The organism is Aquitalea pelogenes (genome assembly GCF_001515305.1).
GTDB lineage: Bacteria > Pseudomonadota > Gammaproteobacteria > Burkholderiales > Chromobacteriaceae > Aquitalea > Aquitalea pelogenes.
Genome location: NZ_LNQV01000062.1, coordinates 1 through 19860 on the forward strand (window position 1 = coordinate 1; position 19860 = coordinate 19860).

The following is a 19860-nucleotide window of genomic DNA, read 5'->3' on the forward strand; positions in this document are numbered from 1 at the left end:
GCTGGCCGAACAGGCTGGTGGCGTCTTTCCCCCACCAGTCTTGCACCACGGTGCTGTACAGCTGGCGGAAGTCGATGGCGTAGGGCAGGTTGCCATCGGTCAGCCCGGGCCAGCGGGGCGGTCTGGCCGTACAGGCCGCCCTTGACGCGGCCACCCAGCAGGAAGTGGCTGTTGGCGGTGCCATGGTCGGTGCCGCGATTGCCGTTTTCGCGCGGGCGGCGGCCAAATTCGGCATAACTCAATACCAGGGTGTCGTCCCGAGCGGCCCTTGCGCCTGCATGCGGGCTTTGAACAGGGCCAGTCCGTCGGCCAGTTCGCCCAGCAGGCGGGCCTGGGTGGGCTGCTGGTTGCCGTGGGTGTCAAAACCGGTAAGGGTGATGCGTGCCACGGCAATGCGGGTGCCGTTTTGCAGGATATCAGCCAGAGTGTTGATGGCCTGGGCAAAGCCGCCGACTGCTTTGGGGGGAGCGGTGGGGGCATCGGCCGGGTTGGCTGGCGGTTTCATCACCGGTTGTTGCAGGGCGCTGGCGGCGGTGCGGATGTCACCTTCCACTTTCAGGATGTGGGACAGCGCGCTGCTGTGCGCGCCGGCTTGCTGGTCCGCCGCCAGCTTGGCCTGCCGGGCGAAGTCTTGCGGATTGTTCAGCACCACGGCGCGGGCACCACCATCCAGCGGGCCCAGGTTCTGGCTGGACAGCACCACGCCATCGGCAGCAAAACCGGGCGGGGTAGGCTGGCTGCGAAACAGGCGGGTGAGCCAGCCTTCGCCCAGATACTGGTTGCTGGCCGAGGCAGTTTCCCAGATTTCGATGGAACGGAAGTGGGACAGATTGGGCTCCGGGTAGCCTACGCCTTGCAGCACGGCCACTTCCTGCTTTTGCCACAGCGGCAGCAGGCTTTGCATGGCCGGGTGCAGGCCCACTTGTTCGCTCAGTTGCAGTACTTGCGGGCGGGCAATGCCGATGCTGGGGCGCAGGCGATAGTAGTCGTCGCTGCTGTAGGGGATGACGGTGTTAAGCCCGTCATTGCCGCCCTTGAGTTCCACCAGTACCAGCAGGCGCTGGTAGCCGGCCGGGGCCAGTGCATAGCTGAGATTGGGCAGTACCGATACCAGCAGGCCGGCACTCATGGCTTTGAGAAATTCGCGGCGTTGAAACATGGCAGTGTCCTTGTGGGCGGTTCAGTGCACCTGGTAGGCCGGGTCCAGCAGCAGCGGGGCAATGGCCTGTGCGCCATTCATGTCGGCAGGCAGCGGCTGGGCCGGGGGCACGGCCAGCAGCAGGCGTGTGGCATCGGCAGCAGTGTTGACGTGGTAGATGGCGGCCCATTCGTCCGGTTGCAGCTTGATGGGGCGCAGACCGGCCTGCACCAGGCGGCGGATGCGGGCTTCGCGGCCACGTTGTTCGTCCATCTGGCCATCGGCCATGACAAAGCTGTTGCGGATGGGGGCGGCGTCGTGGCTCAGGCGGTCGAGAAACTGTTTGCGGGTGAGCAAGGTGGTGCTGTTGATCCAGCTATCGCCACCGGGCCAGCCCTTGACATTGGGCGGGTTGAACACGTCCTGCCCCAGCTGGCGGTTAAGTCCGGCCAGCGCGCGCCAGTCCGGCGGGGTGAGGTCGAAGGTCACCAGCGTGCCTACGGTCAGTTCCACCGGCGATTTCACCAGCTGGCCCTGGCTGTTCCAGAAAGCAGGGCTCAGCAGCATGGCACGCAGCAACGGGCGGATTTCGTAATTGTCGCGGTAGAACAGCGCGGACAGGCGCTGGATGTCGGCCTCGTTCGGTGTGGGGGAAACCAGGTATTTCCACAGCTTGAGGGTGACAAAACGGGCGGTTTGCGGCTTGCGCAGCAGCATGTCCAGCACGTCGTCGCCGTCGAAATTGCCCTGCTGGCCAAAGATGGTCTTGTCGCCGTTGTCATGCAGGTTCGGCCGGTAGACAAACTGGAAGTCCTTGTCCAGCGACCAGCCGGTAAAGGCGCGGGCGGCTTCGCGGATGTCCTGCTCGCTGTAATGGCCTTCGCCAAGAGTGAACAGTTCCATCACCTCGCGGGCAAAGTTTTCATTGGGCTGGCCCTTGCGGTTATTCACCGTGTCCAGGTAGCGCATCATGGCCGGGTCGCGGGCGATGGCGTGCAATAGCTGGCCGAAGTTGCCCACCGCCTGCTTGCGCAGCAAAACATTCTGTTGATACATCAGCTGCGGCACGCCCACCTTGTCCAGGCCGGAAACAAGATGGTTGTGCCAGAACAGGGTCATTTTTTCGGTCAGCGGGCTGGGGCTGATGCGCATTTCTTCCAGCCACCAGCCGCGCAGCTCCAGCGCATGTTCGTTGCGCTCTTTTTGCAGGGCTTTCTTTTCGTCTTCAGTCAGATTGGGTTTGCCCGGTCGTTCAAACGGTTCGTTGACCCAGGCGGGCGGGGCGGTGAGGGCGCTGTAGCTGACGTGATCGAGCAGCCGGTCCACCGCCTGCTGGCGGCTGAGCGGTGCATACAGGGCAATTTGCGCCGGATTGGCCCCGAAACCGGTACGGGACAGCAAGTGGCGCGCACCGGCCTCGCCGATGCCAGCCCAGGCTTGCAGCGGCAGCATGGCAAGCAGAAGCAGACGGATGACAATGTTCACGGATGGCCTCGCAGCAGAAACCGGCCCGCAACACGGCATGGTAGCTGCTGCCAGTGCTGCGGGGCGCGGTAAGAATGGGCTGGCAGGCGGCCTGCCCATGGCTGGATTTTACTTGCCGATTTCCTTGCTGACCGTGTTTTCTTCCTGGTTCAGGGTTTTTTGTTCCTGCTTGGTAATGTGGCCGTGGTGCAGGCGGGCATCGGCACGTTCCTGCTGGCGGATGGCGCGGTCTTGCTGGTGCAGTTCGTGCGCTTGTTGCTTGCTGATTTCGCCTTCCTTGCGTTCCTGATGGATGCGCTTGTCCTGATTGGCCAGACGGTGGTTCACTTCGGCGCGGCGCGGGTGCTGTTTTTGCCATTCGGTTTCGGCCGATGCGCTGGCGGACAGGCTGGCGAAGGTGACGGCGGACAGGCTGATCAGCATGATGCGGGTAGACAGTTTCATGGTGGTGCTCCCTGGGTTATCTGTTGTTGCTGCGGTTGAACAAGCGTGCTGTTGTTGTGAATTCATCATGGCGGGAAAGTGTGTACAATCCATTGTTTGTTGGCGGCAGGGTGTTAATTTTCGTGAAAAACGGGTAACGCCTTGTAAGCGGACATGTCGGCAGGTATCTGAAGGATGCCGCCAATCACCAGGGGTGCCCCGCGCGGGCTGAGAAACACCCTAGAACCTGAACTGGATAATGCCAGCGGAGGGAGCGTGATGCAGAAGGCCAACCCGTCTGTTGTTTCGCTTGCTCCTGCGATTGCGCTTTGTCGCACGGAGAATGTCATGCAATTGTTCAAAACCACCACCTTGCTGGCCGCACTGCTGGCCGCAGGCCTGTCCCACGCTGCCGAGTTGCGCGTACTCACCCATAGTTCTTTTGCCGTGGCCAAGCCGCTGCTGGCCGAGTTCGAAAAGCAGAACGGCGTCAAGCTGAGCATCATCAAGGCGGGGGACGCTGGGGAGATGGTCAACAAGCTGATCCTGACCCGCGCCAACCCGATTGCCGACGTGGTGTACGGCATCGACAACACCCTGATTGGCAAGGCCGAAACGGCCGGTGTGCTGCTGCCGATGAGCGACAAGGGCGGCGCGGTGTCGCTGCCCGGCGCGGTGAGCATCGATTACGGCTATGTCACGCTCAACTACGACAAGGCCTGGTTTGCCAAAAAGCAGCTGCCGCTGCCCAAAACCCTGGATGACCTGACCCGCCCGGCCTACAAGGACCTGCTGGTTGTGGAAAACCCGGCCACCTCCAGCCCCGGCCTGGCATTCTTGCTGTCCACCATTTCCGCCATGGGCGAAGCCAAGGCCATGGCCTTCTGGGGCAAGCTGCGCGATAACGGCGTGAAGGTGAGCAAGGGCTGGACCGAAGCCTATTACACCGACTTCTCCCGCAATGGCGGTGCCCGCCCCATCGTGGTGAGCTATGCCACCAGCCCGGCGGCGGAAGTGTTCTACAGCAAGGAAAAACTGACGGCCTCGCCGACCGGTAACCTGTTGCTGCCCGGTGCCGTGTTCCAGCAAGTGGAAGGCGCGGCGCTGGTGAAGGGCGGCAAGGAAGCGGCGCTGGCGCGCAAGTTTGTTGAGTTCCTGCGTTCGGACGCGGTGCAGAAGGATATTCCCACCAGCATGTGGATGTACCCGGTACAGCCGGGCATCGCGCTGGACCCGGTATTCCAGCATGCGGAAAAACCGACGGCGCACACCACGCCGGATAGCCGCCAGATTGCCGCCAAAACCACCGCCTGGGTAGGCAAGTGGACCCGCATCGTGCTGAAGTCCGGCCAGTAATGCACACCAGCCCTGCGGTTGCCGACATCCTCAGCCCGCGGCTGATCCTGCGTCATCTGACGCCGGACATGCTGCGGGCCTGTATTGATGCGCGCCTGGCCGAGGCGGCCGTGGCACTGGGTAGTGAGGTGCCGCTGGACTGGCTGGAAGAAGCGGCCGTGATGTCGCTGCGGCTGGAGCAGATGGAAAACGAGCCGGACTACGCGCCGTGGTCGATGCGCGCCATGCTGCTGCGCGAAACCGGCCAGCTGGTGGGGCATATCAATTTCCATACCTGTCCGGGTCACCCTTACCTGAAGGGGCGCGGCGATGTGGAGCTGGGCTACACCGTGCTGCCGGAATTCCGTCGTCAGGGCTATGCCACCGAAGCCTTGACCGCCTGCGCCGACTGGGCGGTACACACCGCCGGGGTAAAGCGTTTTGTCTTGTCCATCAGCCCGGACAATCTGCCCTCGCAGCAACTGGCGGCCCGACTGGGCTTTCGCTGGCTGGAGCGGGTGGAAGACCCGGAGGACGGTCCGGAAGACGTGCTGGTGGCCGACTGGCCTTTCCAGCAGGACCATGCATGACAGCGCGTCGCCGTACCCTTGCGCTGGCGCTGTTGCCGCTAGCCTTTCTGCTGCTGATGTCCATCCTGCCCTTGCTGCGTTTGCTGCAAGAGGGGCAGGGGCAATTTTCTGTTGGCCTGCTGGCCGATTCCTACCTGCAATGGCGTATTGTCTGGTCCCTGCTGCAAGCGGCCGCCAGCTGTGTGGCCGCGCTGCTGGTGGGCCTGCCGCTGGCATGGTGTCTGGCGCGCTATCAGTTTCCGGGGCGCCGCCTGGCTCTGCGCCTGCTGATGCTGCCCTTTGTCATGCCCACGCTGGTGGCCGGCATGGGCGTGCTGGCGCTGTTCGGCCCGCAAGGCTTGCTGGGTATCAATCTGCAGGACACGCCCTGGCTGCTGCTGTACGGCAATCTGTTTTTCAATCTGCCACTGGTGATTCGTGCCGCGTGTGAAGGCTTGTCCCTGATACCGGCCAGCCGGATTGCCGCTGCGCGCACGCTGGGTGCCACGCCGTGGCGGGTGTTCTGGCGGGTGGAGTGGCCGGCAGTGCGGCCCTGGTTGTGGTCTGCGTTGTGTCTGGTGTTTTTGTATTGCTTCTCCGGTTTTGGTCTGGCGCTGCTGCTGGGCGGACAGCGTTATGCCACGGTGGAGGTGGAAATCTACCAGTTGGTGGCTTACGAGCTGAATCTGGCCGATGCCGGTGCACTGGCCGTGCTGATGCTGCTGGTGACCGGGCTGATGGCCACGCTGTATGCCTGGCTGGAACGCAGCCTGGCCGCACCGCTGAAGGTGGACCCGCTGCCGCCGCGCCCACCGCAAGGCGCACAATGGCTGCAACTCTTGGCGGCACTGGCGGTGCTGCTGTTGTTTGGCGGTTTGCCACTGCTGGCCGTGCTGTGGAAGGCGGCCCAGGCCTTGTGGCTGTTGGGGCCGGATATGCTGGCGGATGAAGATGTGCGTCTGGCCCTGTTCAATTCGGCCCGCTTCAGCGCACTGGCGGTGCTGCTGGCGGCGGGGCTGGGCTGCCTGCATGCGCTGGCTGCGCGCACCAGCCTCGCTTTGCGGGCCTTGGCCTTTCTGCCCTTCATCGTGTCGCCGGTGTGCCTGGCGTTTGGCCTGCTGCTGCTTTATCCGCAATGGACGGCCAGCCTGGCCTTGCTGCTGGCCACCTATGCCTTGCTGGCCTATCCCTTTGTGGCGCGTAGCCTGGCCGGTGCGCTGGACAGCCTGCCGCCGCATTGGCCGCAGGCGGCGCGCAGTCTGGGCGCATCGCCGCTGCGAACCTTTACCCGCGTGCTGTGGCCCTTGTTGCAACCGGCTTTCCGCCGTGGCCTGGCCTTTGCCGCGGCCACCGCGCTGGGCGAGTTTGCCGTTACCCTGTTTTTGTCCCGGCCGGAGTGGCTGACGCTCACCACACTGATTTACCAGCGGCTGGGCCGGCCCGGTCCGGATAACGCCGCGCTGGCCATGTTGTTGTCCGCCGTGCTGATGCTGCTGGCCTTGCTGGCGTTTGTGGCGATCGAATGGCCATCGGCTGCCGAGCGCCCATTGAAGAAGGAGTCCTGAGATGCTGCAACTGGATGGTGTTTGCAAGCGCTTTGGCGACAAGCTGGTGGCCGACAGGCTGAGCCTGCAACTGGCCAAGGGCGAGGTACTGGCCTTGCTGGGGCCGTCCGGCGGCGGCAAAAGCACCATGCTGAAGATGATTGCCGGGCTGGAGCCGGTAGATAGCGGCCGTATGCTGTTTGACGGCCAGGACCTGGCTGCCGTGCCGGTGGAGCAGCGTGGCTTTGCGCTGATGTTTCAGGACTTTGCCCTGTTTCCGCACCTGGACGTATTGGGCAATGTCTGTTTCGGCCTGCGGGAGCGCGGCCTGGCGCGCCCGGCGGCTCAGCAGCAGGCACGTACCTGCTTGCAGCAACTGGGGCTGGCCGGTATGGAAACCCGCAAGGTGTGGACCTTGTCCGGTGGCGAGCAACAGCGCGTGGCACTGGCGCGGGCGCTGGTGACGGCACCACGGCTGCTGTTGCTGGACGAACCGTTTTCCAGCCTGGATGCCGACTTGCGCCGCCAGTTGCAGCTGGAATTCCGCCAGCAATTACAGCGCCAGCGCATGCCTGCCATTCTGGTGACCCACGACCGGGAAGAAGCTTTTGCCCTGGCCGACCGCGTGGCCGTGCTCAAGGATGGTCGCATTGTGCAATGCGCCAGCCCGGCGCAACTGTTGGCGGCACCGGCCACGCCCTGGCTGGCGCGCTTCATCGGCTATGAAAACGTGCTGGAGGAGGGTGTGGTGCCGGAGCAGGCCCTGTGCCTGGGCGCGGACCAGCCGCTGGCACAGGTGCAACGCATCATCCAGCTGGCGGACGGCGTGCGGGTGACGGTGGCCAGCAGGGACGGGGAGTTGACGCTGACCCTGTCAGCGCGAGAGCTGGCGCGCTATGGTGCCAACTTGCAGGTGGGGGGCACGCTGGCGGTGGGCATAGACCGCAGCGCCATGCTGCGCTACGCCGCCGCCTGAGCCGCACCTAGCTGGTGGCCGTCGCGCCGAGCGTGCTGGTGCTGCCGCTATCGGCGCTGGGCTGGCAGACATCCACCCAGCGGGCATCGGTAATCTCGGCCATCAGTGCCGGGGTGATGCGTACCGCGCTGTGAATGGCCCCGGCTGCCGGAAGAACCTCGTCAAAGTCGCGCAGCGAGGCATCCATATATACCGGTAGCGGCTGGGCCAGGCCAAACGGGCAGACACCGCCTACCGGGTGGCCGGTCAGCTCCACCACTTCTTCCACGGCCAGCATCTTGCCCTTGCCGAAGGCTTCCTTGAACTTGCGGTTGTCGATGCGCGCATCACCACGGGTGACCAGAATGATCACCTCACCGCCATTCAGGCGAAAAGACAGGGTTTTGGCAATGCGCCCCGGCTCCACGCCGTGGGCTTCGGCGGCCAGCGCCACGGTGGCGGTGCTGACTTCCAGTTCGATGATGGGAATATCCAGATTGCGGGCGGCAAAAAAGTCGCGGACGGATTGCAGGCTCATGGGGCAAACGGAGAAGGTTGGGATGGCACATCACACTAAACGCTGACTGGCTGGCTGGCAAGTCGTGTGCGGTGTCATCCTCGCTGGCTTGTCGGCAAGGCTTCAGTGGCTGGCGATGTCTGCCAGCTTGTCACTGATGTCCTGCGCGGTAGCGGCTTGTTCTTCTGCGGCATTGGCGATTTCGATGACAAAATCGCGCACATGGTTGATTTGATCGACAATGTCAACAATGGCGGCTTCGGCTTCGGCAAAGTCGCGTTCGGTGGCTTTTACCTGATCGCGCCCCTTGTCCATCGAACTGATATTGCTGTGCACTTCCTGCTGGATATCGCGGATCATGCTGCCGATTTCCTGCGTTGCCTTGGTGGTGCGCTCGGCCAGCTTGCGCACTTCATCGGCCACCACGGCAAAGCCACGGCCCATTTCCCCGGCTCGGGCCGCTTCGATGGCGGCGTTCAGCGCCAGCAGGTTGGTCTGGTCGGCAATGTCCTTGATCACGCTGACGATCTGGCCAATGGTTTCCGATTGCTTGCCCAGCGAACCCAGATTGTCCGCTGTGCCACTCACCAGCTCGCTCACGGCCCGCATGGCAGATGAGTTGTTTTCAATCATGCTCTTGCCCTTGCGTGCCCGGTTCAGCATTTCATTGGACGAGTCCGAGGCGGATGCCGTGCGTACGGCGACCATTTCGATGGTGGCCGTCATGGCCTGGACATTGCCGGAAAGCTCGCCAATGCGATCTTCCAGAAACAGGCGACGCTGGTCATTGGCATCGCGCAGCCTCTGGGCTTCCACTTCGGCTGAAATGTCCTGGAAACTGGCCATGAAACAGAGCAGCTTGCTGCTGTCCTGTGCATCCCAGATGGGAAACACCTTGGTCTTGAAGGTGACACCGCCCACCGGAATCAAGGCTTCATGATGGGTAATGCGCCGTGCGGCAATGTCATTCAGGATGCGGCGGATGCGTTCCGGGTCGCGGTGAAACTGGTGAATGCTGTGCTGGAAGGCGTTGTTGACATCAACCCCGGCACGGAATTTCTCGTTCATTGCGCTGCGGTGATGGGCCAGTACATCCCGCGCGGTGCGGTTCATGTAGAAGATGACGTTATCGGCGCTGGTATCAGCCAGCATGATGAGGTTGTCCACATGGTCCAGCATTGCCGTGAACTGGTAGAGCTGCTTTTCGCTGTCCTGCCGGGCCTGATTTTTGTTGCCGAATCCGAACATGATGCACTCCTGTCAGTGGGGTCCGCCAAGCGCTTGTGCCGGCCACCTGTGGCCGCAGGCGGGCAAGCTCAAGTGCTGGAGGATTGAATGCAAAAGGGGAAGGCGCCAGGTGTTACAACAATAACCTAGCAAATTAATCAGGTATAAGCCGAGGAATGCTTGAAAATCAAGAATGATTATCATGCCCCTCCCGCAAGTACAGGTATCCCGGTATCCGGCGGCAAGGGGCAGGGATTATTCCGGCAGCGCCAGCATATGGGTTTCCTTGACTTCTTCCATTACCACATAGCTGCGTGATTCATTGGCATTGGGCAGTTGCAGCAGGATTTCCCCCAGCAGCTTGCGGTACATCGACATGTCCGGAATGCGCGCCTTGATCAGGTAGTCGTATTCACCGGATACCAGGTGGCATTCCAGGATTTCCGGGATGTTCTGGATTTCACGGCGGAAGGCGTCAAAGATATTGCCCGACTTGGCCGACAGCTTGATCTCCACGAATACCAGCAGTGACGCGCCCATGGCGTGCGGGTTGAGCCGGGCGTAATAGCCCTCGATCACGCCGTCGCGCTCCAGCCGCCTTACCCGTTCGGTGCAGGGCGTGGTGGAAAGGCCCACCTTTTCCGCCAGCTCCGTCATGGCGATGCGGCCGTTTTTCTGCAACCATTTCAATATCTTAAGATCGATCTTGTCCAGTTCTCTGGCGTGCGTGTGTTTTACTTTCATGATTCACTATCAAAGTGTAATTTTGCAGGAAAATTGAATGTGGCTTTGTATTAATTTGGTGAAAAAAACTGCATTGAAATAAATATACTACACAAAATCACTAAGCGCATGATGCGCGGCACGGAGAAAGAGGAAATGAAGGTAATCGTTCTGGGTGGTGGCGTGGTGGGTGTATCCACTGCATGGTATCTGGCCAAGGCTGGTGTGGACGTGACTGTTCTGGAGCGTCAGGACGGTGTGGCACTGGAAACCAGCTTCGGCAATGCAGGCCAGATTTCCCCGGGTTATTCCGCACCGTGGGCTGCCCCCGGCATCCCGACCAAGGCCATCAAGTGGATGTTCCAGCGCCATGCGCCGCTGGCCATTCAGCCGGATGGCAGCGTTTACCAGTTGCAGTGGATTGCCAAGATGCTGGCCAACTGCAATGAAAAATCCTACGCCATCAACAAGAGCCGCATGATGCGCCTGGCGGAATACAGTCGCGACAAGATCAAGGAACTGCGCGCCGAAACCGGCCTGGATTATGAAGGCCGTCAGGGCGGCACCCTGCAGCTGTTCCGCTCGCAGGCACAAGTGGAAGGCATGGCCAAGGATATCGCCGTGCTCAAGGAGTGTGGCGTGGACTTCAATGTGCTGGACCCGGACGGCTGCGCCCGTGTGGAACCGGCACTGGCCAAGGTAAAGCACAAGCTGACCGGCGGCCTGCAACTGCCGAACGACGAAACCGGCGACTGCAACCTGTTTACCAGCCGTCTGGCCGAACTGGCTGCCGCCAAGGGCGTGAAGTTCCGCTTTGGCGTCAACATCAGTGCCATCGAAACCCATAACGGCCGCATCACCGGCGTGCGCATCGGCGACGAAATGCTGACTGCCGACCACTACGTGGTGGCGCTGGGCAGCTACTCGCGTGACCTGCTGCAAAACCTCGGCATTGATATTCCGGTATACCCGGTCAAGGGCTATTCGCTGACCGTGCCGATCACCAACCCGGCCATGGCACCGGTTTCCACCATTCTGGACGAAACCTACAAGGTGGCCATCACCCGTTTCAACGACCGCATCCGCGTGGGCGGCATGGCCGAGCTGGCCGGTTACAACCTGGACCTCAACCCGCGTCGTCGTGAAACGCTGGAGATGGTGGTGGGCGACCTGTACCCGGATGGTGGCGACATTCCGGCAGCCACCTTCTGGACCGGCCTGCGTCCGATGACTCCGGATGGCACGCCCATCATCGGTGCCACCCGTTATGCCAACCTGTCGCTCAATACTGGCCACGGCACGCTGGGCTGGACCATGAGCGCCGGTTCCGGCAAGGTGCTGGCCGACCAGATTGTCGGCGTACAGCCGGAAATCAGCGTGGACGGCCTGTCCATCCAGCGTTACGCCAAGCAGGGCGAAACCCTGGTTGTGCCGATGCACTCCCGCACCGCCAACGCAGGGGCCTGAGCGCATGCGCCCGCTGATTGCCAGTATCCGTCTGGACAAGCTGCGCCATAACTACCTGCTGGCCAAACAGCAGGCCGGTGGCCCGACTCTGGCGGTGATCAAGGCCAATGCCTATGGCCACGGCGCGGTGCGCTGTGCCCAGGCACTGGCCGATGTGGCCGACGGTTTTGCCGTGGCTTGTCTGGAAGAGGCCATCCAGCTGCGCGAAGGCGGGGTGACCTTGCCCATCGTGCTGCTGGAAGGCGTGTTCGAAGCGGCCGAACTGGCCGATGTCGAACAACATGATCTGTGGTTTGTGGTGCAAAGCCAGCAACAGCTGGACATGGTGCTGCAGGCCAATCCGGCCAAGCCCTACACCGTGTGGCTGAAGATGGATTCCGGCATGCATCGCGCCGGTTTCTTCCCGCAGGACTACGCTGCCGCGCATTGCAAGTTGATGGCCAGTGGCAAGGTAGGCAAGATCGTCAAGATGAGCCACTTTGCCCGTGCCGACGAACCGCAATTGTCTGCCACCCATGCCCAGCTGGAAGCGTTTGACAGCGTATGCCGCTATCTGCCCGGCGAGGAGAGCATTGCCAACTCGGCGGGCATCCTGTGCCACGAACGCTCGCACCGTCAGTGGAACCGCGCCGGCATCATGCTGTACGGTGCCTCGCCGCTGCCAGCCGGTTTCGATCAGGGCGCTGCCTTGCAGCCGGTAATGCGTTTGAGCACCCGCGTGTTCGGTGTGCGCGAACTGGCCGCTGGCGAACCGGTGGGTTATGGCGCCAGCTTTGTCGCCGAGCGTCCCACCCGCGTTGGCCTGATTGCCTGCGGTTATGCCGATGGTTATCCGCGTCTGGCTTCCACCGGCAGCCCGGTGGCGATTGATGGCGTGCGCTCGCGCGTGATTGGCCGCGTGTCGATGGACATGATGACGGTGGACCTGACCGATCTGCCGCAGGCGGGCATCGGCAGCGAGGTGGAGCTGTGGGGCGACACCATCCACATCAATGAAGTGGCGGCCCAGGCGGGCACCATTTCCTACGAAGTGCTGTGCAATGTGAAACGCGCGCACTTTAGCTACGACTGATTTTCCTTGTGCTTTGTGTAGTACTTTGTCTCTCGCCCGGCGTTGCCGGGCATTTTTTTGCCTGCCGCGCATTGTTGCACTTGTCATTGCCCTGTGACATGCTGTCATTTAATGACAAATAAATTTAAATTACCTGTGCTGCCACTCACTGCGTTTGGGCTATGGCTGGCGGTGCTTATGGCCGTCCTGTCATTGTCAGCAGGGCGGATGATATGAGTGCGGGGGCATGATGCGTCTGGCCAAATGGAATCTTTTTATCCCGGTGTTGGTACTGGGCGAGTTGGTATTCAGCGCGGTGCTCTTTGTCTTGGGGCCGCTGTCCTACCTGCTGGTGTTTATTGCCGTGCTGGTACTGTTTGCCAAACACGAAGTTTCGCCCCTGGTCCGGCAACCGGCGCGTGAACAGCGCTATCGCCGTGGGCATTGGCTGCTGGCCAGTATGAATGTGCTGGTAGTGCTTGCCCTTGGCTTGCCGTCGCTGCTGTCTGCCCTGTTGCACAACCAGAACATGATGATGCTGATGTGGTATTCCATGCTGCTTTATCCCATTGCCCCTCTGGTATGGGCTATCGGCCTTGTCATGGTGTTGAGTTCGCGTGCAGTCCCGCCTGGTGCGGCGCTGCCTGGGAGTCCGGAGTGAGGGTGCAGACAAAAAAAACACCCCGCCAGTCTGACTGGTCGGGGTCTGCAGGGTCAGAGCCAGGCTCCGACGGAGGGTTAACTTTCACCCCATGTCAACGCCGTGCAAGCGCAGCCTGCATCCGCGGTCAAGGGTGCGGAAACAGGCAGGGTGAACTGAGATGTTACGCAATGGAAAGCTCTGTTTCCATTAGGGATTATCCTGATTCCGCAGGGCTGCCCCGGACCAGCCTCTAGCGATTGGCCATCACCGCCTGTACCAGGTCGGCAATCGAGCGCACTTTCATCTTGTCCATCATCTTGCCGCGGTGGGCTTCCACCGTCTTGATGCTGATGCCCAGTTCGTCGGCAATCACCTTGTTCATCTTGCCTTCCACCACCTTGTCCAGCACTTCGCGTTCGCGGATGGTGAGCGAGGCCAGGCATTCGGCAAAACGGTCGCGCGCGGCACTGCTGGCCTGCTGCTGCTGGCTCAGTGCCAGTGCGCTGTCGACGGTGTTGAGCAGTGCCTGCTGGTTGAACGGCTTTTCCAGAAAATCATGCGCGCCACGCTTGACCGCCTGCACCGCCATCGGCACGTCGCCATGGCCGGTGATGAAGATGACCGGCCAGGGGTTGTGACGGGTGCTGAGTTCATCAAACAGCTCCAGCCCGCTCATGCCGGGCATGCGGATATCCACGATCAGGCAACCGGCACCACGCGGCTGGAAGTTTTCCAGCAGTGCTTCGGCACTGGCATGACAGGAGATGGCGTAGTCGTGGCTTTCCAGCAGGAAAACCAGCGAGTCACGGAATGCTTCGTCGTCATCGACGATGTGAACCTGGGGAGAGCTGGCACTCATGTTTCGGACACCGGTAGCGTGAATCGGAAAATACTACCACCACCGGGCTTGTCTTCCACCCACAATTGGCCTTCGTGGAACTCGATGATGGTACGGCAGATATTCAGGCCCATGCCCATGCCTTCTGCCTTGGTGGTGAAGAAGGCATCGAACAGGCGTTCTTTCAGGTCCAGCGGCACGCCGTGGCCGTGGTCGCTGATGGCCACTTCGATGCGGCGCGGGTTCAGCTGGCGCGCTTCCACATGCAGCACGCGTTCGGCCGGGGTGCAGTCCTGCATGGCTTCGATGCCGTTCTTGATCAGGTTGAGCAGCACCTGTTCCACCAGGATGGGGTCGACATAGAGCGGTGGCAGGTCCTTGTCCAGCCGGATGTCGATGGTAGCGGCCTGACGGCGGGCTTCAATATCGGCAATGGCCAGCGAGGCCTCGATGATGTCAGGCAGCTGGCAGGTCTTGCGGTCCGGCTCGCTTTGTTTGACGAATTCGCGGATGCGGCGCACCACGGTGCCGGCGCGCTCGGCCTGGGCGGTGATCTTTTCCATCACCGGCAGCAGCGCCTCCGGCGTGGCCTTGCCCTGGCGGATGCGCTCGATACAGCCGGCCTGGTAGTTGGCAATGGCAGATAGCGGCTGGTTCAGTTCGTGCGCCAGGGTGGAGGCCATCTCGCCCATGGTGACCAGGCGCGAGGTGGATTGCAGCTGCTGCATCTGCTGCTGGTAGCGTTCTTCGGCGTCGTGCTGCTGGGTGGTGTCGGTGAGAATGGTCATGGAGACAATGCGGCCATTCACCCAGCGAATGCTGCGGCGGCGCATGGAAATCCAGCGTGAGGGCGGATCCATCCACACTTCCATGTCCACGTCGCGTGCGCTGCGCATCAGCTCCACCAGCCGCAGGTCGCAATAGCCCAGCTGGCTGTCGGCGGGCTGGTCCGGCGTGAACCACTGCTGGTAGCGCTGGTTGCAGAACAGCAATTCCAGCGATGCCGGGTCCACTACGGCGACGGCGGCGTCCAGTCCTTCGATGACGGTGACAAAGCGGTCGTGCGAGGCTTCCAGCCGGCGCTGGGCTTCCAGCCGCTCGGTGATGTCGGTCAGCACCGCCATCCAGCCGGTATGGTGGCCGTGGGCGTCGATCAGCGGCGAAGCCAGGATGTGGGCGTCGAATACTTCGCCATTCTTGCGTTGCAGGATGGACTGGAAACCTTCCGGTGGCGCTTCGCCTGCCAGCGTGTCTTCCAGGTCGCGCCGGTTGCCTTCGCTGAGTACTCCTTGCCGCCAGTAGGGGTAGGGGGCGGCCTGGCCGATCAGCTCCTGCTCGCTGTAGCCGGTGATGGCACAAAACGACGGATTGACATAGGTGATGCGGCCTTGCAGGTCGATGGCACGGATGCCCACCACCAGGGAGTCTTCCATCGCCTTGCGGAAGGCAGACTCCTGACGCAGCGCCTGTTCGGCCTGTTTTTCTGCCGTGATGTCACGGCCGGACACATAGGCCACGCCGCTGTCAGCCAAGGGACTTAGCGCCCACACGATCCAGCGCACCTCGCCTGATTTGGTGAGGATGCGGGTTTGCACAAAGCGGTCAGCCCCGCCGGTATCAAACAGCCGCTCGAAGCTGTCGCGTGCACTTTCACGTTCTTCCGGTAGCAGGTAGTTGAGGAAGGACGTGCCCAACAGTTCGTCTGCGCTATAACCCAGCCCTTTTTCAAAGGCCGGGTTCAGTTGCAGGATGGTGGTGTCGCGCCGCACCACGCCCAGCATTTCCTGCGACAGCCGGTATACCCGGTCGCGTTCGCGTTCTGCTTCCACCCGGCCACGGATATGACGGTTGAGGCTGAGCAGGCTGAGCAGGGTGAGCAGTACCATGCCGGCAATCAGCCCCAGTTGCAGCAGCCGGGCCTGGGTCATCGCGCCCTTTACCGGCCGGGCGGTAATCACCAGCCCGGTGCCGGGCAGTTCCAGTTTTTCCGCCACACCGCTACGCAGGCGGTTCTGGGCATTGGCGGCAATGGTTTTGCCGTCGCGGGTTTGCAGTTCCAGCTGGTATTTTTCGCTGAACCAGGCCGGTGGCAGGCGGCGGACCACATTGTCGGCATCGAACATGGCCACCAGCATGCCGTTGAACTGACCGTTCTGGTACAGCGGGATATCCAGTTCGTAGCGCCAGCTGCCGTTGCTGCGCTGAAACGGCGCGCTGTAGGCAAAGCGCCCGTTTTGCTGGGCCAGCTTGAAGGCGTCCCGCGCCTGGATGCTGGCACCGGGGGAGAGCGGGCCATCTTCATAAGGAGCGGTCCAGCGCAGGATGCCGTGACTGTCGCTGCGTGCCAGCGCCAGCATTTCCGGGGTATTGGCCAGCAGTTGGGAAGCCTGGGTCTGGAAGCCGGCTTCGTCGGTTTCACCGCTACCCATGCTGCGCGCCAGGTCGGTCAACTGGGCCAGATTGTCTTCCAGCTTCAGTTGCAGGGTTTGTTCGGCCCACAAGGCATCGCGGGCCAGATTGCTTTTTTGCTGCTCTGCCTCGCGCGCGTCCAGCGTCCACAGCATCACGCCCATGGTGAGGAAGAACAGCACGATGGTGGTGTTGGGAAACAACTGATACCAGCCACTGCGTTTGCGTAAGGCGTAAAAGCGGGGTGTGCGCATAGAAAGGCGGTAGGCTAGAGGTGGCAAAAGCCAGCAATACGTACTGGCCGGTATGATTTTCTCCAGTTTACGACAAGCAGGAGAACCTGACTGTAAGGGTTGGCCCGCAGTTGTGGCGCTTGCTGGTGCAAATTCGCGTGCTACTTGAGTCCATGCCCTTGCCGGGGGTAATCTCGCGGCTGGTTTTGATCAGGCAGGAAGACAAGCGGCATGCGCAGCATCAGCATCATCTGTGGGATAGGGTTGGGCCTTTTGTGCAGCCTGGTGCTGGCTGCACCGCAACCCATCCGTATTGGTGTGCCCGGCGCCTTTACCGGCGGTTCTGCCCCCATGGGCCTGAGCATGCGCAACGGCATCCGTCTGGCCGCCGCCGAAATCAACAAGGCCGGTGGTGTGCTGGGGCGGCCCATCGAGCTGGTGGAGCGTGACGATGGCGGCATCCCGGCGCGTGGCATCAAGGTGGCGCAGCAATTGCTCACCCAGGACCGGGTGGTGGCGGTGGTGGGCTTCGTCAATACCGGGGTGGCGCTGGCAGCCAGCAAGAACTATCAGGATGCCCGGGTGCCGGTGATGCTGGCGGTGGCCACCGCAGCCATCCTGACCCGGCAGTTTCCGCTGCATGGCAATACCGACAACTATATTTTCCGGGTGGCGGCGGCGGACGACCTGCAAGCGCCCTTGATTGTGCGCGAGGCTGTGCAGCGTTCGGGTTATCGCAAGCTGGCCATTTTTGCCGACAACACCAATTACGGCTATCAGGGCCTGATGGAGCTGGAACGTGCGCTGGGGCAGAACGGCCTGAAGCCCAGCTATGTGGCGCGCTTCAACCTGCAGGAGCGGGACATGGCCAATGCGCTGTTGCAGGCACGCAATGTCGGCAGTCAGGCCATTCTCACCTATGCCATCGGCCCGGAACTGGCCGAGCTGGCCAACACCATGTCACGCATGGACTGGAAAGTACCCATCATCGGCAGCTGGACCTTGTCCATGTCGAACTTCATCGATAATGCCGGTCCCAATGGCGAAGGCGCACGCATGGTGCAAAGCTATATTCCGGCCGAAGACGATACGCCCCGGCGGCGGGACTTTCTGGATGGCTACCAGTGGTTGTTCCACACCCGTCGCATTCCTTCACCACCTTCGGCAGCGCAAGGCTATGACGGCATGAAACTGATGGCCGAGGCCATCCGTCAGGCGGGCTCGCTGGATGGCATTGCCATTGTGCGTGCGCTGGAAAACCTGCATCAGCCGGTGGCCGGGGTGATCACCACCTACAAGCAGCCATTCAGCCGCAACGACCACGAGGCGCTGGAGCTGAACGTACCGGTGATCGGCAAGGTGGAGCGTGGCCGGGTGGTGTATGCATACCCGGCTGACAAACCAAGACAGTAGTGCCTGGACAAGCTGCGATACCTTGCAGGCTGAAGACGCAGGCAGGAAAACCTTGTTACAGCCTTCTGCCGGCTTGCCCTGACAACTACAGACCGCTTCGGTGTGGCTTGGACTGACGACGCCTTGCTTTTGTCAGGCGCTCCCGGCGTGGACCTGGTTGCTCAGGTATTGACGCCGCGTTCACTGGCGATTTGCTGAATGGCGGTGACAACCGATTCTGCTCCGCTGCGGATCTGGCTGATGATATCGCCTACCTTCCCGACATTGTCCACGCTGGAGCGTGCCTTGACGCCAATCACGCTCATGCTGTCCACCGCGGCTCCGGTGCTGGTCTGGATGGATGACACCATCTGCGAGATTTCCGCCGTGGACGCGCTGGTGCGCTCTGCCAGCTTGCGCACTTCATCGGCCACCACGGCGAAGCCGCGTCCCATTTCGCCGGCACGTGCGGCTTCGATGGCGGCGTTCAGCGCCAGCAGATTGGTCTGATCAGCGATGTCCTTGATGGTCTGCACGATGCTGCCGATGTGCTCGGAGTTTGTGCCCAGCTGCTGGACGTTATCACCGGCGCGCGCAATATCAACCGCCATGTCTTCTATTTCGTGCACAGCCTGCTGTACGCTGCTGACCCCCTCGTCAGCCCAGTGACGGGTTTGCTGTGAGGTGTTGAACGCAAACACCGCACTATCCTGCTCCTGACGCTGCCGTTTGACGGCTTCCGTGATGTCGGTGGCGAACTTGATGATCGATATCACCTTGCCTTCGGTATCGAACACCGGGTTGTAAGTGGCTTCCAGCCAGCGTTCACTGCCATCACGGGCCAGACGGACGATGCGGCCGGAAAAGAACTGCCCGCTGCGCAAATTGTTCCACAAGCGCTGGTAGCCTTCGCTTTGTACCATGTCGTTACTGCACAGTTGACGATGATTGCGCCCGATCAGCTCTTCCCTAGCATAACCCATGGTATTCAGGAAGTTGGTATTGGCCTGGATAATGGTGCCATCGGGCTGGAATTCGATGACTGCCATCGAGCGGTCGATGGCAGTGAGTGCGGCCTGGTTTTTCTGCGCGTCGAGCACCTTGTCGGTCACGTCGCTGGCAAACTTGATATAGCCTGTCAGTTTGCCGCTGCCATCGTGCACCGGGTTGTAACTGGCTTCCAGCCAGACGGGGCTGCCATCTTTCTTCTTGCGCTTGATCAGGCCGGAGAAGGGTTGGCCGCGCTGCAGGCTTGTCCAGAAGCTGGCGTAGTCGTTGGAGTTGGCATAGGCCGCATCGCAGAAGCTGCGGTGATGCAGGCCAATCAGCTCGGCTGCGCTGGCATAACCCATGGTCCGGGCAAAGTTATCATTGGCATGGATGACCTTGCAGTCCAGATCAAAGCGAATGATTGCGGTAGAGGCGCTGACTGCGTCCAGCAAGCCCTGCAGCTCCTGATTGGTTGCGGCTTGAGCTTCCAGTTGTGCATGCAACTTGCGGTTGAACATGATCTTCTCCATCGATAAATTCTGTCGACCACAGCATGACGCCAGAACTGGAGTTTCTGGTCACCGCCACTGAGGTATTGTGGAAAATACTTATCATTCCTAAAGAAAATATCTTGGATGGATTAAGAGAATTCAACCCTGCGTGGTAAGGGGTTTCTGATCAAGGCTGGCGCTGCAGTGCGCCAGCCGCATTTACCGCGAAACAGGCTGCCGGTAAACGGTATCAAGGGCGTGCTGGCAGCGGGATGAACTCGGTTTCGCCCGGCACCGGAGCAAAGCGTCCTTGCTGCCAGTCGTCCCTGGCCTGACGGATGCGTTCCAGCCGGGTGGAGACGAAATTCCAGTCCAGAATGCGGTGGGCGTCCGGCGTGGGGCCGGCCAGCAAGGCGAGGCGGCTGGGTTC

At 61.5% G+C, this 19860-nt stretch carries 19 protein-coding genes and 1 riboswitch; of the genes, 8 read left to right on the forward strand and 11 right to left on the reverse strand.

Translation table 11 applies throughout. The features are described 5' to 3' along the window. From AWT75_RS22330 to AWT75_RS18505, 4 genes are all read right to left on the reverse strand, one after another. Positions 1-242: DUF1501 domain-containing protein (locus tag AWT75_RS22330; protein ID WP_204377106.1), on the reverse strand; the 242-nt coding region annotated here is incomplete at its 3' end. After that, entirely contained in the window at positions 239-1159 is a 921-nt protein-coding gene (locus AWT75_RS18495; protein ID WP_204377107.1) for a DUF1501 domain-containing protein, read from the reverse strand. The genes AWT75_RS18495 and AWT75_RS22330, both read right to left, overlap by 4 nt. A gap of 21 nt (positions 1160-1180) precedes the next feature. Next, complete coding sequence (locus AWT75_RS18500) at positions 1181-2623, reverse strand: DUF1800 domain-containing protein (protein WP_239689659.1); 1443 nt, start codon at positions 2621-2623, stop codon at positions 1181-1183. Between the two features lie 108 nt (positions 2624-2731). Further along, entirely contained in the window at positions 2732-3067 is a 336-nt protein-coding gene (locus AWT75_RS18505; RefSeq protein ID WP_045846113.1) for a hypothetical protein, read from the reverse strand. Positions 3068-3246: 179 nt separating this feature from the next. Next, positions 3247-3338: riboswitch (TPP riboswitch) on the forward strand. Positions 3339-3394: 56 nt separating this feature from the next. Here AWT75_RS18505 and AWT75_RS18510 point away from each other — a divergent pair. Genes AWT75_RS18510 through AWT75_RS18525 form a run of 4 tightly spaced genes read left to right on the forward strand, consistent with a single transcriptional unit; the run spans position 3395 to position 7470 of the window. After that, positions 3395-4402 carry a thiamine ABC transporter substrate-binding protein gene (locus AWT75_RS18510; protein WP_045846112.1) on the forward strand — a complete coding sequence of 336 codons (1008 nt, stop codon included), beginning with the start codon at positions 3395-3397 and terminating at the stop codon, positions 4400-4402. After that, positions 4402-4971 (forward strand): GNAT family N-acetyltransferase, encoded by a 570-nt coding sequence (locus AWT75_RS18515; RefSeq protein ID WP_062791088.1) that lies wholly within the window; start codon positions 4402-4404, stop codon positions 4969-4971. Before AWT75_RS18510 ends, AWT75_RS18515 begins: the two co-directional genes overlap by 1 nt. Then, positions 4968-6515, forward strand: coding sequence for an ABC transporter permease (locus tag AWT75_RS18520; protein WP_062791090.1), 1548 nt, complete (start codon positions 4968-4970; stop codon positions 6513-6515). The genes AWT75_RS18515 and AWT75_RS18520 overlap by 4 nt, the downstream gene beginning before the upstream one ends. A gap of 1 nt (position 6516) precedes the next feature. Next, positions 6517-7470 (forward strand): ABC transporter ATP-binding protein, encoded by a 954-nt coding sequence (locus AWT75_RS18525; protein ID WP_062791092.1) that lies wholly within the window; start codon positions 6517-6519, stop codon positions 7468-7470. Between the two features lie 7 nt (positions 7471-7477). Here the strand turns inward: AWT75_RS18525 and AWT75_RS18530 are convergent, their stop codons facing one another. The 3 genes from AWT75_RS18530 to AWT75_RS18540 form a co-directional block, all read right to left on the reverse strand. Continuing rightward, a complete protein-coding gene (locus tag AWT75_RS18530) occupies positions 7478-7987 on the reverse strand; it encodes a YbaK/EbsC family protein (RefSeq protein WP_062791094.1) in 510 nt (169 codons plus the stop codon). Between the two features lie 102 nt (positions 7988-8089). Next, positions 8090-9214 (reverse strand): methyl-accepting chemotaxis protein, encoded by a 1125-nt coding sequence (locus tag AWT75_RS18535; protein ID WP_062791096.1) that lies wholly within the window; start codon positions 9212-9214, stop codon positions 8090-8092. 234 nt (positions 9215-9448) lie between these two features. Continuing rightward, a complete protein-coding gene (locus AWT75_RS18540) occupies positions 9449-9937 on the reverse strand; it encodes an Lrp/AsnC ligand binding domain-containing protein (protein WP_045846107.1) in 489 nt (162 codons plus the stop codon). Between the two features lie 135 nt (positions 9938-10072). Here AWT75_RS18540 and AWT75_RS18545 point away from each other — a divergent pair, with 135 nt between their 5' ends. The 3 genes from AWT75_RS18545 (at position 10073) to AWT75_RS18555 (ending at position 13095) form a co-directional block, all read left to right on the forward strand. Beyond that, positions 10073-11383, forward strand: coding sequence for a D-amino acid dehydrogenase (locus AWT75_RS18545; protein ID WP_062791112.1), 1311 nt, complete (start codon positions 10073-10075; stop codon positions 11381-11383). Positions 11384-11387: 4 nt separating this feature from the next. Further along, entirely contained in the window at positions 11388-12455 is a 1068-nt protein-coding gene (gene alr, locus AWT75_RS18550; protein ID WP_062791098.1) for an alanine racemase, read from the forward strand. Between the two features lie 226 nt (positions 12456-12681). Continuing rightward, positions 12682-13095, forward strand: coding sequence for a hypothetical protein (locus AWT75_RS18555; protein ID WP_062791102.1), 414 nt, complete (start codon positions 12682-12684; stop codon positions 13093-13095). A 232-nt stretch (positions 13096-13327) separates the two neighbouring features. Here AWT75_RS18555 and AWT75_RS18560 read toward each other — a convergent pair whose 3' ends face one another. Continuing rightward, positions 13328-13936 carry a response regulator transcription factor gene (locus tag AWT75_RS18560; RefSeq protein ID WP_062791104.1) on the reverse strand — a complete coding sequence of 203 codons (609 nt, stop codon included), beginning with the start codon at positions 13934-13936 and terminating at the stop codon, positions 13328-13330. Further along, the gene (locus AWT75_RS18565; protein WP_062791106.1) at positions 13933-16578 is read right to left on the reverse strand and encodes a PAS domain S-box protein; all 2646 of its coding nucleotides are present in this window, start codon (positions 16576-16578) and stop codon (positions 13933-13935) included. The genes AWT75_RS18560 and AWT75_RS18565 overlap by 4 nt, the downstream gene beginning before the upstream one ends. A 210-nt stretch (positions 16579-16788) precedes the next feature. On the opposite strand from AWT75_RS18565, the gene AWT75_RS18570 reads away from it, so the two are divergent. After that, a complete protein-coding gene (locus AWT75_RS18570) occupies positions 16789-17970 on the forward strand; it encodes an ABC transporter substrate-binding protein (protein WP_062791108.1) in 1182 nt (393 codons plus the stop codon). 161 nt (positions 17971-18131) lie between these two features. Here AWT75_RS18570 and AWT75_RS18575 read toward each other — a convergent pair whose 3' ends face one another. Together AWT75_RS18575 and AWT75_RS18580 are read right to left on the reverse strand one after the other, a co-directional pair. Continuing rightward, a complete protein-coding gene (locus tag AWT75_RS18575; protein WP_204377108.1) occupies positions 18132-19457 on the reverse strand; it encodes a methyl-accepting chemotaxis protein in 1326 nt (441 codons plus the stop codon). Positions 19458-19680: 223 nt separating this feature from the next. After that, positions 19681-19860 (reverse strand): pirin-like C-terminal cupin domain-containing protein (locus tag AWT75_RS18580; RefSeq protein ID WP_275575771.1); only part of this gene is annotated, 180 nt, incomplete at its 5' end.